This window comes from Vreelandella hamiltonii (genome assembly GCF_014651795.1).
Taxonomy (GTDB): domain Bacteria; phylum Pseudomonadota; class Gammaproteobacteria; order Pseudomonadales; family Halomonadaceae; genus Vreelandella; species Vreelandella hamiltonii.
The window spans coordinates 68738-84888 of the sequence record NZ_BMXO01000017.1 but is presented as its reverse complement, the minus strand read 5'-3'; the positions used below and the strand labels follow the sequence as shown (position 1 = coordinate 84888).

General features: G+C 62.5%; 12 protein-coding genes. 4 read left to right on the top strand and 8 right to left on the bottom strand.

Annotated elements, in window-relative coordinates:
* The first annotated feature begins 163 nt into the window (after positions 1-163).
* On the top strand, positions 164-820 hold the full coding sequence (locus IE061_RS15475; RefSeq protein ID WP_081138239.1) for a histidinol-phosphatase: 657 nt from the start codon (positions 164-166) through the stop codon (positions 818-820).
* A gap of 551 nt (positions 821-1371) precedes the next feature.
* Here the strand turns inward: IE061_RS15475 and IE061_RS15470 are convergent.
* Positions 1372-2346: a malate dehydrogenase gene (locus IE061_RS15470; RefSeq protein WP_016913321.1), complete on the bottom strand. Its 975-nt coding sequence runs from the start codon at positions 2344-2346 to the stop codon at positions 1372-1374.
* A gap of 201 nt (positions 2347-2547) precedes the next feature.
* Here IE061_RS15470 and IE061_RS15465 point away from each other — a divergent pair, with 201 nt between their 5' ends.
* Positions 2548-3639, top strand: a complete 1092-nt coding sequence (locus tag IE061_RS15465; protein ID WP_193462004.1) for an efflux RND transporter periplasmic adaptor subunit — start codon at positions 2548-2550, stop codon at positions 3637-3639.
* The gene (locus IE061_RS15460) at positions 3623-6706 is read left to right on the top strand and encodes an efflux RND transporter permease subunit (RefSeq protein ID WP_193462003.1); all 3084 of its coding nucleotides are present in this window, start codon (positions 3623-3625) and stop codon (positions 6704-6706) included. The genes IE061_RS15465 and IE061_RS15460 overlap by 17 nt, the downstream gene beginning before the upstream one ends.
* Before the next feature lie 795 nt (positions 6707-7501).
* Here IE061_RS15460 and rsd read toward each other — a convergent pair.
* The 7 genes from rsd to IE061_RS15425 all read right to left on the bottom strand — a co-directional run bounded on the left by rsd (position 7502) and on the right by IE061_RS15425 (position 15168).
* Entirely contained in the window at positions 7502-7990 is a 489-nt protein-coding gene (rsd, locus tag IE061_RS15455; RefSeq protein ID WP_193462002.1) for a sigma D regulator, read from the bottom strand.
* 115 nt (positions 7991-8105) lie between these two features.
* Complete coding sequence (locus tag IE061_RS15450; protein ID WP_016913317.1) at positions 8106-8627, bottom strand: disulfide bond formation protein B; 522 nt, start codon at positions 8625-8627, stop codon at positions 8106-8108.
* The gene (gene gshA, locus IE061_RS15445; protein ID WP_193462001.1) at positions 8624-10264 is read right to left on the bottom strand and encodes a glutamate--cysteine ligase; all 1641 of its coding nucleotides are present in this window, start codon (positions 10262-10264) and stop codon (positions 8624-8626) included. The genes IE061_RS15450 and gshA overlap by 4 nt, the downstream gene beginning before the upstream one ends.
* Before the next feature lie 139 nt (positions 10265-10403).
* Positions 10404-12758 (bottom strand): Tex family protein, encoded by a 2355-nt coding sequence (locus IE061_RS15440; protein ID WP_193462000.1) that lies wholly within the window; start codon positions 12756-12758, stop codon positions 10404-10406.
* A gap of 89 nt (positions 12759-12847) precedes the next feature.
* Positions 12848-13261: a nucleoside diphosphate kinase regulator gene (gene rnk, locus IE061_RS15435; RefSeq protein WP_039183820.1), complete on the bottom strand. Its 414-nt coding sequence runs from the start codon at positions 13259-13261 to the stop codon at positions 12848-12850.
* 134 nt (positions 13262-13395) lie between these two features.
* Positions 13396-14748 carry an NADP-specific glutamate dehydrogenase gene (gene gdhA, locus IE061_RS15430; RefSeq protein WP_189463859.1) on the bottom strand — a complete coding sequence of 451 codons (1353 nt, stop codon included), beginning with the start codon at positions 14746-14748 and terminating at the stop codon, positions 13396-13398.
* 189 nt (positions 14749-14937) lie between these two features.
* A complete protein-coding gene (locus tag IE061_RS15425; protein ID WP_230478486.1) occupies positions 14938-15168 on the bottom strand; it encodes a DUF1127 domain-containing protein in 231 nt (76 codons plus the stop codon).
* Positions 15169-15279: 111 nt separating this feature from the next.
* On the opposite strand from IE061_RS15425, the gene IE061_RS15420 reads away from it, so the two are divergent.
* The gene (locus IE061_RS15420) at positions 15280-16140 is read left to right on the top strand and encodes a LysR substrate-binding domain-containing protein (protein ID WP_193461998.1); all 861 of its coding nucleotides are present in this window, start codon (positions 15280-15282) and stop codon (positions 16138-16140) included.
* Positions 16141-16151: the final 11 nt, after the last annotated feature.

The following is a 16151-nucleotide window of genomic DNA, read 5'->3' as shown; positions in this document are numbered from 1 at the left end:
CAAGGCGTCCTGCCGGACGCCGCGCTATCCATCCTCGCACTCAAAGTACGAGGTTTTACGCGCTGACTGATAACGCCAAGTGGTGAAAGCCAGGCGACTCTGCGATAATCCGGCGCTTTGTGCCGCGAACATCTCACCAACATCAACCACCAAGGGGAGCGCCGTGAGTCTGGCCATTTTCGACCTGGATAATACGCTGCTATCCATCGATAGCGATCATGCCTGGGGGGAGTTCCTGGTAGAGCAAGGGGCGGTGGACCCAGTGGCCTACCGCGAGGCCAACGAGCGCTTCCTGGCCGACTATAATGCGGGCACGCTGGACATGATGGCGTTTCTGGCGCTGGCGCTGAAACCCCTGGCTGACAACAGCCCGGAACAGCTTGCTGCCTGGCACCAACAGTTTATGATTAGCAAGATCGAGCCGCATATTCTGCCCAAGGCCGAAGAGCTGCTGGCCCGCCACCGCACCAAGGGCGATACGCTGCTGATCATTACGGCCACCAACCGTTTCATCACTGGCCCGATTGCCGAGCGGCTGGGCGTGGATGATCTGATTGCCGTCGACCCCGAAATGGTCGATGGCCGCTATACCGGACGCGTGGCCGGGGTGCCCAGCTTCCGAGAAGGCAAAGTCACGCGTTTGGAAGCATGGTTGGAAGACCAGGACTGCACCCTCGATGATGCGTGGTTCTACAGCGACTCACACAACGACCTGCCGCTACTAGAAGTGGTCGACAACCCCGTTGCCGTAGACCCTGACGATACCCTGCGCCAAGTGGCCGAAGCACGTCATTGGCGCATCATGAGCTTACGGGATTGAGGTAAGCGTCTCGCATTGAATGGTGTGGCGACAACCCTATCGTCATGCGTACCAAGCCATTGCCACCACCGGCACCCCTATCGGGGTGCTTCGCGGGTGCGCTCCGCTTACGCCGCGCTACGGTATGCGCCCACATCACCCCAACGTATAAACCACCCCGATCACATCGCCAACACCAACCCGAATACGTCACCACGGCAAATCGAGGCCCCCCGTAGCGCGGCGTAACGATTGAGCGAGAGCAACGAGCGAAAGAGGCACCCGCAGCGGCGGCCCGGCGCGAAGGCGGCACCAGCCGCCCCGATGAAGCCACCGACTTCAACACGCTCTCGAACCGCAAAACGCCACCGCCACCCACCATGCCCCCATCGGCAACGCTCCACGCGTTGCTTCGCGGGTGCGCTCCGCTTACGCCGCGCTACGGGGTCACCCACTCAAGCTATCCCGCAAGCGACATAACTATCCATCCCAGCCCATTACGCTGAGCATAAAAAAACCCCGCAAGCATGGCTTGCGGGGTGGGTGCGGTTGGCGGGTGCCAAACGGCGTGCTTAGCCGAGCAGGTGCTCGACGGCAGCGCGCTCTTCGCGCAGTTCTTTTTCCGTGGCTTGCATCTTCTCTTTGCTGAACGCATCGAGTTCGAAACCTTGTACGATTTCGTACTTGCCACCCTGGCAGCGCACCGGGTAGGAGTAGATGATGCCTTCGGCGATGCCGTAGCTGCCGTCGGAGGGGATGGCCATGCTGACGATACCGTCGCAGCCCAGCGCCCAATCACGCATGTGGTCGATGGCGGAAGACGCAGCGGAGGCGGCAGACGAGGCGCCGCGTGCCTTGATGATGGCGGCACCGCGCTGCTGTACGGTCGGGATGAAGTCGTTTTCGTACCAGTCGCGCTCGACCAGATCGAAAGCGGCTTTGCCGTCTACCTTGCACTGGGCCAGGTCCGGGTACTGGGTGGCACTGTGGTTGCCCCAGATGATCATGTTTTCGACGTCGGTGACGTGCTTGCCGGTCTTCTGTGCCAGCTGCGTCAGGGCGCGGTTGTGGTCCAGACGGGTCATGGCGGTGAACTGGCCAGCGTCCAGGTCCGGCGCGTTGCAGGAGGCGATCAGCGCGTTGGTGTTGGCCGGGTTGCCGACGACCAGCACTTTCACATCACGGCTGGCGTGGTCGTTCAGCGCTTTACCTTGTACGGAGAAGATAGCGGCGTTGGCTTCCAGCAGGTCTTTACGCTCCATGCCGGGGCCACGCGGACGAGCACCTACCAGCAGAGCGAAGTCGGCATCCTTGAACGCCACGTTGGGGTCGTCGGTGGCGACGATATCTTGCACCAGCGGGAACGCACAGTCGTTCACTTCCATGACTACGCCGTTGAGCGCATCCATGGCCTGAGGAATTTCGAGAAGCTGGAGAATGACAGGCTGATCCGGCCCCAGCATGTCGCCAGCGGCAATGCGGAAAATAAGAGAGTAGCTGATCTGGCCGGCACCGCCGGTAATCGCAATACGTACTGGATCTTTCATCATTGCTCCTTGATGGTTCGCCTAGTGAAGGTTCGCCCGGTAAAGATTCGCGCACCGATGTTATGCCCACACGCCTAAAAACTCAATCAGACTTGAGACTACTACCCATTCGCGCGGCGGCTTGGTACTCGCTGAGCGGCAGCACTTGCGCTATGGTGTGACGGGTTGCGAGCCCCTCTTTATTTGGAACAGTGACTCCTCATGCGAAGAATCCCCCCCTCTTATGCACTGGCTAGCCTGCTGGTGCTGGCCCTGGTGGTATGGCTTGCCCTGGGCGACTTTCAGCGTTTTCAGTCCGCCCCTGTAGAAAACCGCGAGAGCAACGGCGAGACCTTGGCTCGGGTGGAGGTCTCGACCCAGCCCAGCACGCTCTACATTCCTCAGGTGGTCGTTCAAGGCCAGCTGGCGGCCGCTCGCGAGGCGGTATTGCGCGCCAACGTGGCGGGCCTGGTGGCGGAAGCCCCCATCACCCAAGGCGAGCGCGTTCAACCGGGCGAGACGCTGCTGGTACTGGAGAGCGATGCCCTGCCAGAGCGCCTGCAGCAGGCACGCGATGAGCTGGCCCTGGCGCAGGCCGAGTACGCGGGGGCCCAGAACCTGCGCCGTCGCGAGCTGATTTCCCAGCCCGAGCTGCTGCGCTTGCAAAGCGCACTCAGCGCCAGCGCGGCCCAGGTGGCTCAACTGGAGAAGCAGCTACGCGATACCCGCCCCAGCGCTCCGTTCGAAGGCGTGCTGGACCGAGTACAGGTGGAAATCGGCGACCTGCTGCAGCCCGGAGAAGAGTGGGCGCGTCTGGTCGATGACCGTCGCCTGAAAGGAGAGGCCTGGGTGTCCCAGCAGCAGGTAGGCACTCTGAGCGAAGGGCTGCCGGTGACGGCCCGCTTGTTGAATGGCGGCGAACTGACCGGCGAAGTGAGCTATATCAGCCGCCGTGCCGATGAAGCGACTCGGACGTTCTATGTGGAAGTCATCCTCGACAACCCCGAGCGCCAGCGGCTGGCAGGCGGTAGCGCCGAGCTGACCATCACCCTGCCCCCTCGCGCCGTGCATACGCTTTCCCCTGCGCTGTTCAGCCTGGATGAGCGGGGCCAGCTGGCCATTCGGCACCTGGATGCCGAAAACCGCGTGGTGCAGTCTGCCGTGGAGCTGATCAGTGCCGACACCCAGCGCGCCTATGTCAGCGGCCTGCCCGACCCGGTCACGCTGATTACATTGGGGGCTGGCCTGGTCAGCCCTGGCGAGGAAGTCACCCCCGTGCCTGCCCAGGAAGGTGGTCATGCGATCACTCATTAATGCCGCGCTGACCCATACGCGCACCACCCTGCTGCTACTGGTCGGGCTGCTGCTGGCGGGGCTCACGGCCTGGCAGGTGATCCCCAAGGAAGCCAACCCGGACGTCACCATCCCGATCATTTATGTCTCGCTCTCGCTGGAGGGGGTCAGCCCGGAAGATGGCGAACGGCTGCTGATTCGCCCGATGGAACAGGAGCTGCGGGGCATTGCCGGGCTGCGCAAGTTCACGGCGCAGTCCAGCGAGGGGCATGGCTCCGTCACGCTGGAGTTCGACCCGGGCTTCGATCCGGACACGGCGCTTTCCGACGTGCGGGAACGAGTAGACATTGCGCGTAGCAGCCTGCCCACCGAAGCCGACGAACCGAGGGTCATGGAGGTCAATGTCTCGGAGTTCCCGGTCTTGAGCATCGGCCTTTCAGGGGAGCTGGACACCCGCGAACGCATTGCCATCGCCCGCCGCCTGAAGGAGGAGATCGAAGGCATTGCCGACGTGCTGGAGGTGGACATTGCCGGTGACCGTGAAGACCTGCTGGAAATCGTCGTGGACCCGCTGGTGCTGGAGAGTTACGGGGTCGATTTCGATGCCTTGTTCAACCAGGTCTCGCGCAACAATCGGCTGGTGGCCGCCGGCAGCCTGGATACTGGCGCAGGCAGGCTGGCGCTGAAGGTGCCCGGCATCATCGCTGCCCTGGAAGACGTGATGAACATGCCCGTGAAAGTAGAGGGCGAGCAAGTGGTCACGTTCGGTGACGTGGCCTGGATTCACCCCACCTACAAAGAGCCCGAAGGCTTTGCGCGTATCGACGGCCAGCCTGCCGTGGTGCTGGAAATCTCCAAACGCGCCGGGGCCAACATCATCGCCACCATCGACGCCGTGCGGGACCGCTTTGCGGAGGCGCAAACGCTGTTACCCGAGCAGCTACGGGTGACGACCATCCTGGACGAGTCGGTCACCGTGCAGAACATGCTCTCCGAACTGCTCAACAACGTGCTGACTGCGGTGGTGCTGGTACTGGTCGTGGTGGTCGCCGTGATGGGCTGGCGTATGGCACTGCTGGTCGGACTGACCATTCCAGGGGCTTTCCTGACCGGCATTCTGCTGGTCTGGGCCTTTGGCTTCACTCTCAACATCGTAGTGCTGTTTGCGCTGATTCTGGTGGCGGGCATGCTGGTGGACGGTGCCATCGTGGTCAGCGAGCTTGCCGACCGCCATCTGCACGAGGGGCTGACGGCTCATCAGGCGTGGCTGAACGCCGCGTCGCGGATGAGCTGGCCGGTGATTGCCTCCACGGCAACCACATTGGCGGTGTTTCTACCGCTACTGTTCTGGCCCGGCGTCGTCGGCCAGTTCATGAAGTACCTGCCCGCCACGGTGATTCTGTGCCTGCTGGCCTCGCTGGTCATGGCGCTCATCTTCCTGCCCACGCTTGGGCGGCTGTTTACCCGTACCGCCAAGGCCAGCGGTGCAGGCACTGGGCCTCTGGATGAAAGCACTGCGATGGGCCGAGGCTACCGCCATTTGCTGAGCCGATTGCTGCGCTACCCCGGCTGGGTGCTGGCCTTCGCCCTGCTGCTGATCGCACTGCTGTATACCGGCTATGCGCGGTTCAACCACGGCGTGGATTTCTTCCCCAACGTCGAACCCGATAGCGCCCAGGTGCTGGTGCGCGCCCGGGGCGATTTTTCCGCTCAGGAAACCGACGCTATTTTGCGCCGCGTGGAGCAGCGCCTGGGCGGCCTGGGTGAAGTGGAGGCTCTCTACGCACGCTCTTTTGCAGTGCCCGACCAGCAGATGGGCAGCGACGTGGTCGGCATGCTGCAGTTTCAGTTCATTGACTGGTATCAGCGCCGTCCGGCACGCACCATCCTGGCGGACATGGCCGAGCGCACGGCAGATATTCCGGGGATCACCCTGGAATTCCGCGAGCAGGAAATGGGCCCCGGCGGCGGCAAACCCATCGTGCTGGAAGTCAGCGCCACGGACCCGGACGTTGCCGATGCGGGGGTCGATCAACTCACCCGGTTGATGCGCGAGCTGGGCGGCTTCGTGGATATTCAGGACAACCGCAGCCTGCCAGGGGTGGAGTGGCAGATCACCGTGGACCGTGAGGCCGCCGCCCGCATGGGCACCGACATCACCACCATTGGCAGCGCGGTTCAACTGCTCACCACCGGCCTGCAGGTGGCCAGCTACCGCCCTCCCACGGTGAGTGACGAGGTCGATATTCGCGTACGCCTTCCGGAACACTGGCGCACGCTGGACCAACTGGAGCGGCTCACCATCAACACCTCCCGTGGGCAGGTGCCGATTTCTCATTTCGTGGAAATCGCCCCGGCGCCCAAGGTGGGGACATTGAACCGCATCGATGGCCGCCGCGCGATTACGTTGGAAGCGGATCTGGCGCCCGGCTACCTGGCCGATGAGCGCCTGAGAGCCCTGCTGACCGCTGGCCAAGGCCAACTACCGGATGGCCTGATGGTCAATGTGGCTGGCGAACAGGAGGATCAGCAGGAGTCGATGCAGTTTCTGATCAGTGCCTTCCTGATTGCCGTAGGATTGATGGCGCTGATTCTGGTGACCCAGTTCAACAGCTATTACCAGGCCGCGCTGGTGTTGTCCGCCATCGTGTTCTCCACGGCGGGCGTACTCATGGGCCTGCTGATCACCGGCCAGGCCTTTGGCATCGTCATGGTAGGCATGGGCGTGATCGCGCTGGCGGGCATCGTGGTCAACAACAATATCGTCTTGATCGATACCTACAACGAGCTGCGCCGCGACGGCATGCCACCTCCTCAGGCAGCCCTGGAAGCAGGCTGCCTGCGCCTGCGCCCCGTCCTGCTGACCGCCATCACCACCGTGCTGGGGCTGATGCCCATGGTACTGGGAGTCAACGTCAACCTCTTCACCCCCGCGCTCGGGTTCAACGCCCCCTCCGCCCAGTGGTGGACACAAATGTCCAGCGCCATCGCCGGTGGATTGACGTTCGCCACCTTCCTCACCCTACTGCTCACCCCCTGCATGCTGGTGATCGGCGGCCGCTTACGGCGGGAGAAAGATCTCGGATAAAACGCGCCCCACCCCGCTACGGGCAACCCCATTTGCATCGTTGGCGCCGCACCCGTAGCGCGGCGTAAGCGGAGCGCACCCGCGAAGCAACGCGAGAGCGTTGCCGATGGGGGCGACGGGGGTGGCGGTGGCGTTTTGTGATTCGAGTGCGCGTTCGGCTCGGTGGCTCCATCAGGGCGGCTGGCGCCGCCTCCGCGGGTGCCTCTTTCGCTCGTTGCTCTCGCTCTTTCGTTACGCCGCGCTACGGGTGTGCCGCGATTTGCCGTGGTGACGTATTGGGGTTGGTGTGGCTCGATTTGCCGTGGTGACGTATTGGGGTTGGTGTGGGCACATACCGTAGCGCGGCGTAAGCGGAGCGCACCCGCGAAGCAACGCGGAGAGCGTTGCCGATGAGGGCGCCGGGGGTGGCGGTGGCGTTTTGTGATTCGAGGGCGCGGTGGGTTCGGTGGCGTCATCAGGGCGGCTGGCGCCGCCTCCGCGGGTGCCTCTTTCGCTCGTTTCTCTCGCTCAGTCGTTACGCCGCGCTACGGGGGTATCCGTGCCCGTGCCCCCATACCCAATGTTGGCGACATATCGTAGCGCGGCGTAAGCGGAGCGCACCCGCGAAGCAACGCGCAGAGCGTTGCCGATGAGGGCACCGGGGGTGGTGGTGGCGTTTTGTGATTCGAGGGTGCGGTCGGTTCGGTGGCACTATCGGGGCGGCTGGCGCCGCCTTCGCGCCGGGCCGCCGCTGCGGGTGCCTCTTTCGCTCGTTGCTCTCGCTCTTTCGTTACGCCGCGCTACAGGGGCGCGGCATTAAGCGGGAGATTTGATCTGTTGGGGGCTGTGGGCTGCGTGGAGGCGTGCGATGAGCTGGTCCTCCAGGGCGAAGCGTTCGGTGAGCCCTTTGGCGAGTCGGTCGATCCAGGCGGGCAGCCGGGCCAGGTTTTGCTGGCAGCGTACCGAGGTGGCGAAGTCTTCGTCGAACTCCAGCACCATGGCGGTAGACATTTCGAGCCTTTCCAGCAACAGGGCCGCGATTTGCAGGGCTCCTTCATCTTCGAAGGCCTTGGCTTCTTCGGCCAACTGGGGGTAGATCTCGAAGTGGCCCGCGCTGATGTAATCCATCAGCAGCTCGCTGAAGGTGTCGATGCGAGCCTTGCTGACGGCTTCGAGTTCCGCATCGCAGGCTTCCTTGAGCTCAATGAAGCTGACCAGTAGTGCGCGCCGTTGATCCAGCCAGCGGTCGATCAGGCTGTGTACGCCCCCCCAGCGCTCCAGGGCATTTTTGCAATCTTCGAGCATGGGGCTTCTCCTTGCTGATAGCCGCCTTCATCAGGGCTAGACTCGCTGTTCCTTCTAGCCCTGTCAATGCAGGCGGGCACGATTTCCTTGATACTGCCGAGTGTGCCTTGAATAATCAACGCTTGGCTAACGTACCCTGCCCCGTCACGGCCAGCCATAACATACGTAACGGCACCAGGGCGAGAATGACGAACCCGACCAGCGTCCAGCCAGGCAGCGACAGCCCCAGCAGCATGAAATCGATTTCCGCGCACTCGCCGGAGCCGGTGAGCACCATGGCCACGACGTCCTGCATGGGCAGAATATCCATCATGTATTCCAGGCCGGGGCCACAGCTGGGCACTTCATCGGCGGGCAGGCCCTGTAGCCAGACATGGCGGCCTGCAATGAACGCCCCGGTACCCACCGCCGCCAGGCTGAGCACGCCATATAGCCCCTTGCCGAAACGGCCGCGGGGGTTGTGGATGGCAGCCACGGCCAGCACTAGCCCGGCGGCGATGACCGCGACACGCTGGAAGATGCACAGCGGGCAAGGCTCCAGCCCGCCAATGTGCTCCAGTCCTAGCGCCACGGCCATCATCAGGATACAAAAGGCGACGCCGAGTAGCGCGACCGGACGAATAGCTGATGAGGTCATTGCCCATCCTCAGGTGTAATGGCCGATAGCGCTCGCGATTCCCGCGCCTTGGTGAAGTAGGTTTCCAGGAAGGTGCTGAAGCTTTCTTGATCCGCGGCTTCGATATCACGCTGCTGCTGGTGCGAGGTGTCGATGAGCTGTGCCAGCAGCGCTTCCCGTGAGCGCAGCATGGGGGTGCTCTTCAAGGCCTCTGCCTGTTCCTGGGCCATGCCCAGCAGAGTCTCGCTGAGCGAGCCGTTGCCGGATTGCAGCTTCGCCAGCAGTTGCGCAGAGGGCGTCAGCTCGGGCTGGCGCAAACGGGGCTGTAGCGCCGCCAGGGCGGCCGCATGGGGGGCGTCGTCTTCCACGGCGTCCAGCAGCCGAGCGACCTCGGCCATTTCCGCGAAGATCTGCTCGCCCCACTCGGGGAGCGTCACCGATTCCCCCTGACGCACGAGACGCAGCTCAGGGTCACGCCCACGCTCCACCACCAGGCGACGGTTGTCATCCAGGCGGTCACACTCTTCATCGGAAATCCAGGGGCTGTCACTGAGCAGACACCACATCAGGAAGGTGTCGACGAAGCGCATCTGCACTTCCGTGACGCCCAGCGGATCGAAGGGGTTGAGGTCCAGACAGCGCACTTCGATGTATTCGACGCCACGAGCTTCGAGTGCCTGGCTCGGGGTTTCGTTGTGCCGCGCCACGCGTTTGGGGCGAATATCGCTGTAGTATTCGTTCTCGATCTGCAGAATATTGGCATTGAGCTGCTGCCACTCATCGCCTTGCCGAACGCCCAGCGCTTCATAATCGGGCCACGGTGTGGAAATCGCATGGCGCAGGGTGTTGACGTAGTTGGAGAGCGAGTTGAAGCAGATTTTCAGCTGCGACTGGACCTTGTTCTGATACCCCAGGTCGGACATGCGCAGCGTGGTAGCGTAGGGGGCGATATAAGTATCGTCACCGAGCGGCTGCAGCTTGTCCGGCACCTGCCCGCTGGGCAGGAAGCTCTTGTCCACGGCGGGAGACGCACCGAATAGATAGAGCAGCAGCCAGCTATGGCGACGGAAGTGACGAATCAAGCCAAAGTAGCGCGTCGAACGGTAGTCGTTGAACGGTACGTGGGTGGCTTTTTCCATCTCGCGCAGGGCGTACCACATGTCTTCAGGCAGCGAGACGTTGTAGTGCACCCCGGCAATGGCTTGCATGATCCGCCCGTAGCGCACGTCGAGCCCTTTGCGGTAAACGTGCTTCATGGTGCCCACGTTGGAGCTGCCGTAGTCGGCAATCGGCACGCTGTCGTTACCGGAGAGCCGGGAAGGCATGCTGCCAGGCCAGATCCACTCGTTATCGAGGTGGTGATAGGTAAAGGTATGCAGATCGGACAGGAAGGCCAGAGCCTCCTTGGGTTCCGAATACACCGGGGTGATGTACTCCAGCAGCGCTTCGGAGTAGTCGGTGGTGATGTGCGGGTGGGTCAGCTTGGAGCCCAGCGCCTGGGGGTGTGGGGTCTGTGCGATATGGCCCTGCGCATCGACCCTCAGCCCCTCTTTTTCTAGCCCGCGACGCAGCCGCCCCAAACGACCCAGACGGGCGCTGGGGAGCAGGCGCTCGACCTGAGCGGTCAGCGACGTAGGCACCGTGAGTGGTTCAGACAAGGTGAACACTCCTTGTTGATAAGGCCTGCATGACGCAGGCCTTGTGGAAACCGGCGGGCGTGACCATGAGCTGTATCCTACCTGATAGGGAATAGTGGGCAGGATATGGCGGCAACCCTGTGTTTTTCAAGACACGCGACTATTTGCCCCGCTTGGCCTTCAACAACGCAGCACCCAGGGCGCCCATGGCCGCCGGTGCATTGCCCTGCTGCTGCCCCTGGCGCTGGCCCGATTGCCGGCTGCTGCGCGCAGGATTGCGCGGCTCCTGAGCGGCGCGGCTACCGCTTTGTTCAGGCTGCTCTGGTTCATCGCTGAGACGCATGGAAAGCCCGACTCGCTTGCGGGGAATATCGACGCTCATCACCTTGACGGTGACGATGTCGCCCGCCTTGACCACGCTGCGCGGGTCGTCGATGAAACGCTCGGACAAGGCCGAGATATGCACCAGGCCATCCTGATGAACCCCGATATCCACGAACGCGCCGAAGTGCGTCACGTTGGTCACCGTGCCTTCCAGCACCATGCCCAGGGTGAGGTCCTTGAGCGTTTCCACGCCTTCGCGGAACTCCGCCGCCTTGAACTCCGGGCGCGGGTCTCGGCCTGGCTTGTCCAGCTCCTTGAGAATGTCGCTGACGGTGGGCACCCCGAAGCGCTCATCGGCGAAATCGGCGGGCTTCAGCGCCTTGAGGGTGGCGCTGTCGCCAATCAGGCCCTTGAGGTCACGCCCGCTTTGCTTGGCGATGCGCTCGACCAGAGTATAGGCCTCTGGGTGGACGGCGCTGGCATCCAGCGGGTTGTCGCCATTGCTGATGCGCAGGAAACCGGCACACTGTTCGAACGTCTTGGGCCCCAGACGGCTGACGCCGAGCAGCTCCTTGCGGCTTTTGAAGGCACCCTGCAGGTTGCGCTGCGCGACGATGTTTTCGGCCATCGCGGCGCTCAAGCCAGCCACTCGGGAGAGCAATGCGCTGGAGGCCGTGTTGAGGTCCACGCCCACCGCGTTCACACAATCTTCGATGACGGCTTCCAGGCTGCGCGAGAGCTGCACCTGAGAGACGTCGTGCTGATACTGGCCTACCCCGATGGATTTGGGCTCGATCTTCACCAGCTCGGCCAGCGGGTCCTGCAGGCGGCGGGCAATCGAGACTGCCCCCCGGATGGTGACGTCGAGGTCGGGCAGCTCACGGGCCGCGTATTCCGACGCCGAGTACACCGATGCCCCGGCCTCCGACACCATGACCTTGCTCAGCGACTGCGCGGGCGCCAGCGCCTTCACCAGTTCCCCGGCCAGCTTGTCGGTTTCACGGCTGGCGGTTCCGTTGCCCACGGCAATCAGCTGCACGCGATGCTGCTTGACCAGCCGCGCCAGCACCTCCAGCGATTCGCTCCAGCGGTTCTGGGGAGCGTGGGGGTAAATGGTGGCCTGGTCGATGAACTGACCGGTGGCATCGATGACCGCTACCTTGCAGCCGGTACGCAGGCCGGGGTCCAGCGCCAGGGTGACTTTCTGCCCCGCCGGGGCCGCCAGCAGCAGGTCTTTCAGGTTGGCAGCAAAGACATCGATGGCGGTCTGCTCGGCCTGTTCGCGCAGGCGGCCCAGCAGCTCGGTTTCCAGTGCGGTGTAGAGTTTGACACGCCAGGTCCAGCGCACCACTTCGCCCAGCCACTTGTCGGCCGGGCGCCCTTCATCGCGAATACCGACCTGACGGGCAATGGCCACCTGGGCAGGATGCACCGGGGCGTCTTCTTCACCGGGCAAGCGAATGGCCAGCCCCAGAATCCCTTCGTTGCGGCCACGGAACATGGCCAGCGCCCGGTGCGAGGGCACCTTGGCGAGTTTTTCGTCGTGCTCGAAGTAATCCGAAAACTTGGCGCCTTCCTGCTGCTTGCCTTCCAGCACCCGGGCGCTCAGCTCGCCTTCCTGCCAGAGCCGCTCACGCAGCTGGCCGATCAGCTCGGGGTCTTCGGCAAAGCGCTCCATCAGAATCTGCTTGGCACCGTCGAGGGCGGCCTTGGCATCTTCGATGGCCGGTACTTCCCCTTCTGCCGGGCGCAGGTAGCGTGCCGCTTCGTTTTCCGGGTCGAGGGTGGGGTCGGCCAGCAGCACATCCGCCAGAGGTTCGAGACCGGCTTCCCGGGCAATCTGGGCTTTGGTGCGGCGCTTTTTCTTGAACGGGAGGTAGAGGTCTTCCAGGCGCTGCTTGGTGTCGGCGGCCTCGATGGTGGCCTTGAGCGCGGGGTCCAGCTTGCCTTGTTCATCGATGGCCGCCAGCACGGCTTCGCGCCGCTCTTCCAGTTCGCGCAGGTAACGCAGGCGCTCATCCAACTGGCGCAGTTGAGTATCGTCCAGCGCGCCGGTCACTTCCTTGCGGTAGCGGGCGATGAAGGGCACGGTGGCACCGCCATCCAGCAATTCCACCGTGGCCAGGACTTGTTCAGGTCGTACGCCCAGCTCTGACGCCAGGCGCGCAATAATCCGTTGTTTGACATCCATAACGTGCAACCAGCTCATGCAGCCTTCGAGGTGCCGACACGGTACCACAAAGCACCTGTGCTGGCATGGCTTGCGCGCCCGAGACCGCCCTAGCGGTGGAATTGCTTCTCCCGCTCGGGCTGCCAGAAGATGGCATCCACCCGCAGCTTCACGTCGGTGGCATTGGGTAGCGGCCATTCGATGACATCGCCCACCTTCAGGCCAATCAGCGCGGCTCCGATCGGCGCCATGACGGAAATACCGTCTTCCACGCTGGCCAGCGCATGGGGATAGACCAGCGTGCGGATCATTTGCCGCCCACGGGTCAGGTCGGTGAAGCGGATCTGGCTATTCATGCTCACGACGTTATCAGGAATGTCCTGCGGGTCGAGCACCTCACCGCGCAGCAGCTCTTCTTCGAGCAATTCCGCCACCATCTGATCCTTTTCCGGTGCTTGATCGATCAGTCGCTGCAGACGCTCTGCATCGAGACGGTTGATGATGATTGGAGGACGCTGCCCCATGGTCTCTCTCCTTGATGATACCGACCATAAAAAACAGCCCTTCCCCAAAGGGAAAGGACTGTGGATATCCGCTACATGCAGGATAGCTTATTTAAAGTGACCCGGTAACTCAATCGACCAGGCCACCGACATGATCAGGTAACGCCCTGCTCGATCATGGCATCGGCCACCTTGCGGAAGCCTGCGATGTTGGCACCGAGCACCAAGTTACCGGGTTCGCCGAACTCTTCTGCCGTGTCAGCACACTGCTGATAGATATCGGCCATGATGCGCTTGAGCTTGTCATCGACCTTCGCTAGCGACCACTGCTCCATGCTGCTGTTCTGGGCCATTTCCAGCTGGCTCGTGGCCACGCCACCGGCGTTGGCGGCCTTGCCAGGGCCGTAGGCGAGCCTGGCGGCAATAAAGCGCTCCACTGCCGCCTTGGTAGAGGGCATGTTGGCCCCTTCACTGATACAGCTCACCCCGTTGGCGATCAGCGCCTGGGCATCCTGTTCGGTCAATTCGTTCTGGGTGGCACAAGGAAACGCTACCTGCGCCGGTAGACGCCATACGGCATGGCCATCGGCGGGGTAATCCCGTGCCGCCACATAGTGTGCCTCAGGGTGCTCGTGCAGATAAGCTTCCAGAGAAACACGCTCGACCTCCTTCAGACGCTTGAGCAGCCCCAGGTCGATGCCTCGCGGGTCGTGAATCATGCCCTTGGAATCACTGCAGGTCACCGGTAGCGCACCGAGTTCCAGCAGCTTTTCGATGGTATAGATGGCGACGTTGCCCGCGCCGGACACCAGGCAAGTCTTGCCTGCCAGACTCTCCCCTCGGGCGGCCAGCATGTTCTGGGCAAAGTAGACCGCGCCGTAGCCGGTGGCCTCCTTGCGCCCGAGCGAGCCGCCCCAATTCAGCCCTTTGCCGGTCAGCACCCCTTCGTAACGCCCGGTCAGCCGCTTGTACTGGCCAAACAGATAGCCAATCTCGCGGGCGCCCACGCCGATATCGCCGGCGGGCACATCGCTATGGGGCCCCACGTGGCGGTACAGCTCGGTCATGAACGACTGGCAGAAGCGCATGATCTCGTTGTCCGACTTGCCCTTGGGGTCGAAGTCCGCGCCGCCCTTGCCGCCGCCAATCGCCAGGCCGGTCAGCGCGTTCTTGAAGATTTGCTCGAACCCCAGAAACTTGATGGTGCCTGCGGTCACGCTGGGATGAAACCGCAGCCCCCCTTTATAAGGCCCCAAGGCCGAGTTGAACTGCACTCGATACCCTTTGTTGACCTGCACCCTACCTTTGTCATCCAGCCAACTGACGCGGAACATGATCTGCCGTTCAGGCTCGATCATACGCTCGATGATACTGTGCTGATGATAGTGCGGCGAGCGCTCGAACAGGGGGCGCAAGCACTCGAGCACTTCCTCGGTGGCTTGATAGAACTCGGTTTGGGCAGGGCTACTCTTGGCTAGCCGCGCAAGGGTGTCATGAACGTAGGGCATGGCGTCGTACCGTTACCGTAATGAGACTGTCGTTATGCTGGCCAGCGCATGACGGTATTTAACTGTGACGGCGTTTTTCTGCATACCCTATGCCGGTTCGGTATGGGCAAAAAACCGGCTGCAACTCGACTAAAGTCGCACTTTTTTTGCCCACTATTGGTGCATTAACCAAATTTGATAAACGTTGTTTTAACGACGCCAGCCGCGATCATCCCAAAAAGGGCGCCTGGCTTCACGCTGCACGACTTCACGACTCAAGCCAATGTCCTTGAGCAGGTCATCGTTGAGCTGCTGTAGTGCATAGCGCTCGCGACGCAGTTGCCGCCATCGCGCCAGCCTGACCCGCCAAGGGGTGCGGCGGCGTTCCACCACGTCCGGCTGCCGCTCTGATAGTGCGTGACGCTCGTTTACACAGGTCATGATGCGCTCCATGTCGATCTCTCCTTCTGGGTGTGGAAGAAGTATCAAAGAGCGCCTAAAATCAATCCAACGAATACTTCTTATTCATAACATCAAGCAGATTGATACCTCATGGCAACGTTACCGACCATCGATCATGAACTGCTGCGCACCTTTGTGGCGATTGTCGACCAGGGCGGATTCACCCGCGCGGCGCAGACGGTCAACCGCACCCAGTCGGCGGTAAGCATGCAGATGAAGCGCCTGGAAGAGGATGTCATTCAACGCCCCCTCTTCGTTCGCCAGAATCGGCAGCTACTGCTGACCAGCGAAGGCCATACGCTGCTGAGCTATGCGCGCAAGATTCTCTCGCTACAGGGGGAGGCGCTGACGCTCTTGCGCCAGCCCGATATGGTGGGTCGTGTGCGTCTGGGCGTGCCCGACGACTACGTCATGCGCTTTCTACCGGGGATCCTGAAGACCTTCTCCCAGGCATGGCCGCTGGTGGATGTCGAGGTGCACTGCGCCCCTTCATCGGTGCTTTCGCGACAGCCCCCGGACAGCCTCGACCTGATCATCATGACCCGGGAGGTAGGCGATGAGATCGGCACGCTGCTAAGACGCGAGACGACCGTCTGGGTAGCCGCCGCTGACCACGCCATCCATCTACAAACGCCGGTGCCATTGGCCATGTTCGAAGCTCCCTGCTTCTGCCGCCGCCACGCCTGTCATGCGCTGGACCGCGCGGGCAAGACCTATCGCGTGGCTTACAGTAGCCCCAGCCTGGCCACCTTGCAGGCCGTGGTCGGCGCCGGGCTGGCCGTTTCTGCCTGGATGCACAGCCTGGTTACTCCCGACATGCTGATTCTTGGCAAACAGGAGGGCTACCCTGCCCTGCCCGAGGCTTCCATCGTGCTGCAACGCACTTCCCAGACCCAGTCACCGATCATCGATAGCCTCGCAGAGCACATTGTGGAGGGGTTTAGGTTGTGAATGTTCCTGCC

Bases quoted from the DNA above. Each gene is read 5' to 3' on its own strand.
- IE061_RS15470 (WP_016913321.1), bottom strand. From the start codon at position 2,346: ATGAAAGATCCAGTACGTATTGCGATTACCGGCGGTGCCGGCCAGATC.
- IE061_RS15465 (WP_193462004.1), top strand. From the start codon at position 2,548: ATGCGAAGAATCCCCCCCTCTTATGCACTGGCTAGCCTGCTGGTGCTG.
- IE061_RS15460 (WP_193462003.1), top strand. From the start codon at position 3,623: ATGCGATCACTCATTAATGCCGCGCTGACCCATACGCGCACCACCCTG.
- rsd (WP_193462002.1), bottom strand. From the start codon at position 7,990: ATGCTCGAAGATTGCAAAAATGCCCTGGAGCGCTGGGGGGGCGTACAC.
- IE061_RS15450 (WP_016913317.1), bottom strand. From the start codon at position 8,627: ATGACCTCATCAGCTATTCGTCCGGTCGCGCTACTCGGCGTCGCCTTT.
- IE061_RS15440 (WP_193462000.1), bottom strand. From the start codon at position 12,758: ATGGATGTCAAACAACGGATTATTGCGCGCCTGGCGTCAGAGCTGGGC.
- rnk (WP_039183820.1), bottom strand. From the start codon at position 13,261: ATGGGGCAGCGTCCTCCAATCATCATCAACCGTCTCGATGCAGAGCGT.
- gdhA (WP_189463859.1), bottom strand. From the start codon at position 14,748: ATGCCCTACGTTCATGACACCCTTGCGCGGCTAGCCAAGAGTAGCCCT.
- IE061_RS15425 (WP_230478486.1), bottom strand. From the start codon at position 15,168: ATGACCTGTGTAAACGAGCGTCACGCACTATCAGAGCGGCAGCCGGAC.
- IE061_RS15420 (WP_193461998.1), top strand. From the start codon at position 15,280: ATGGCAACGTTACCGACCATCGATCATGAACTGCTGCGCACCTTTGTG.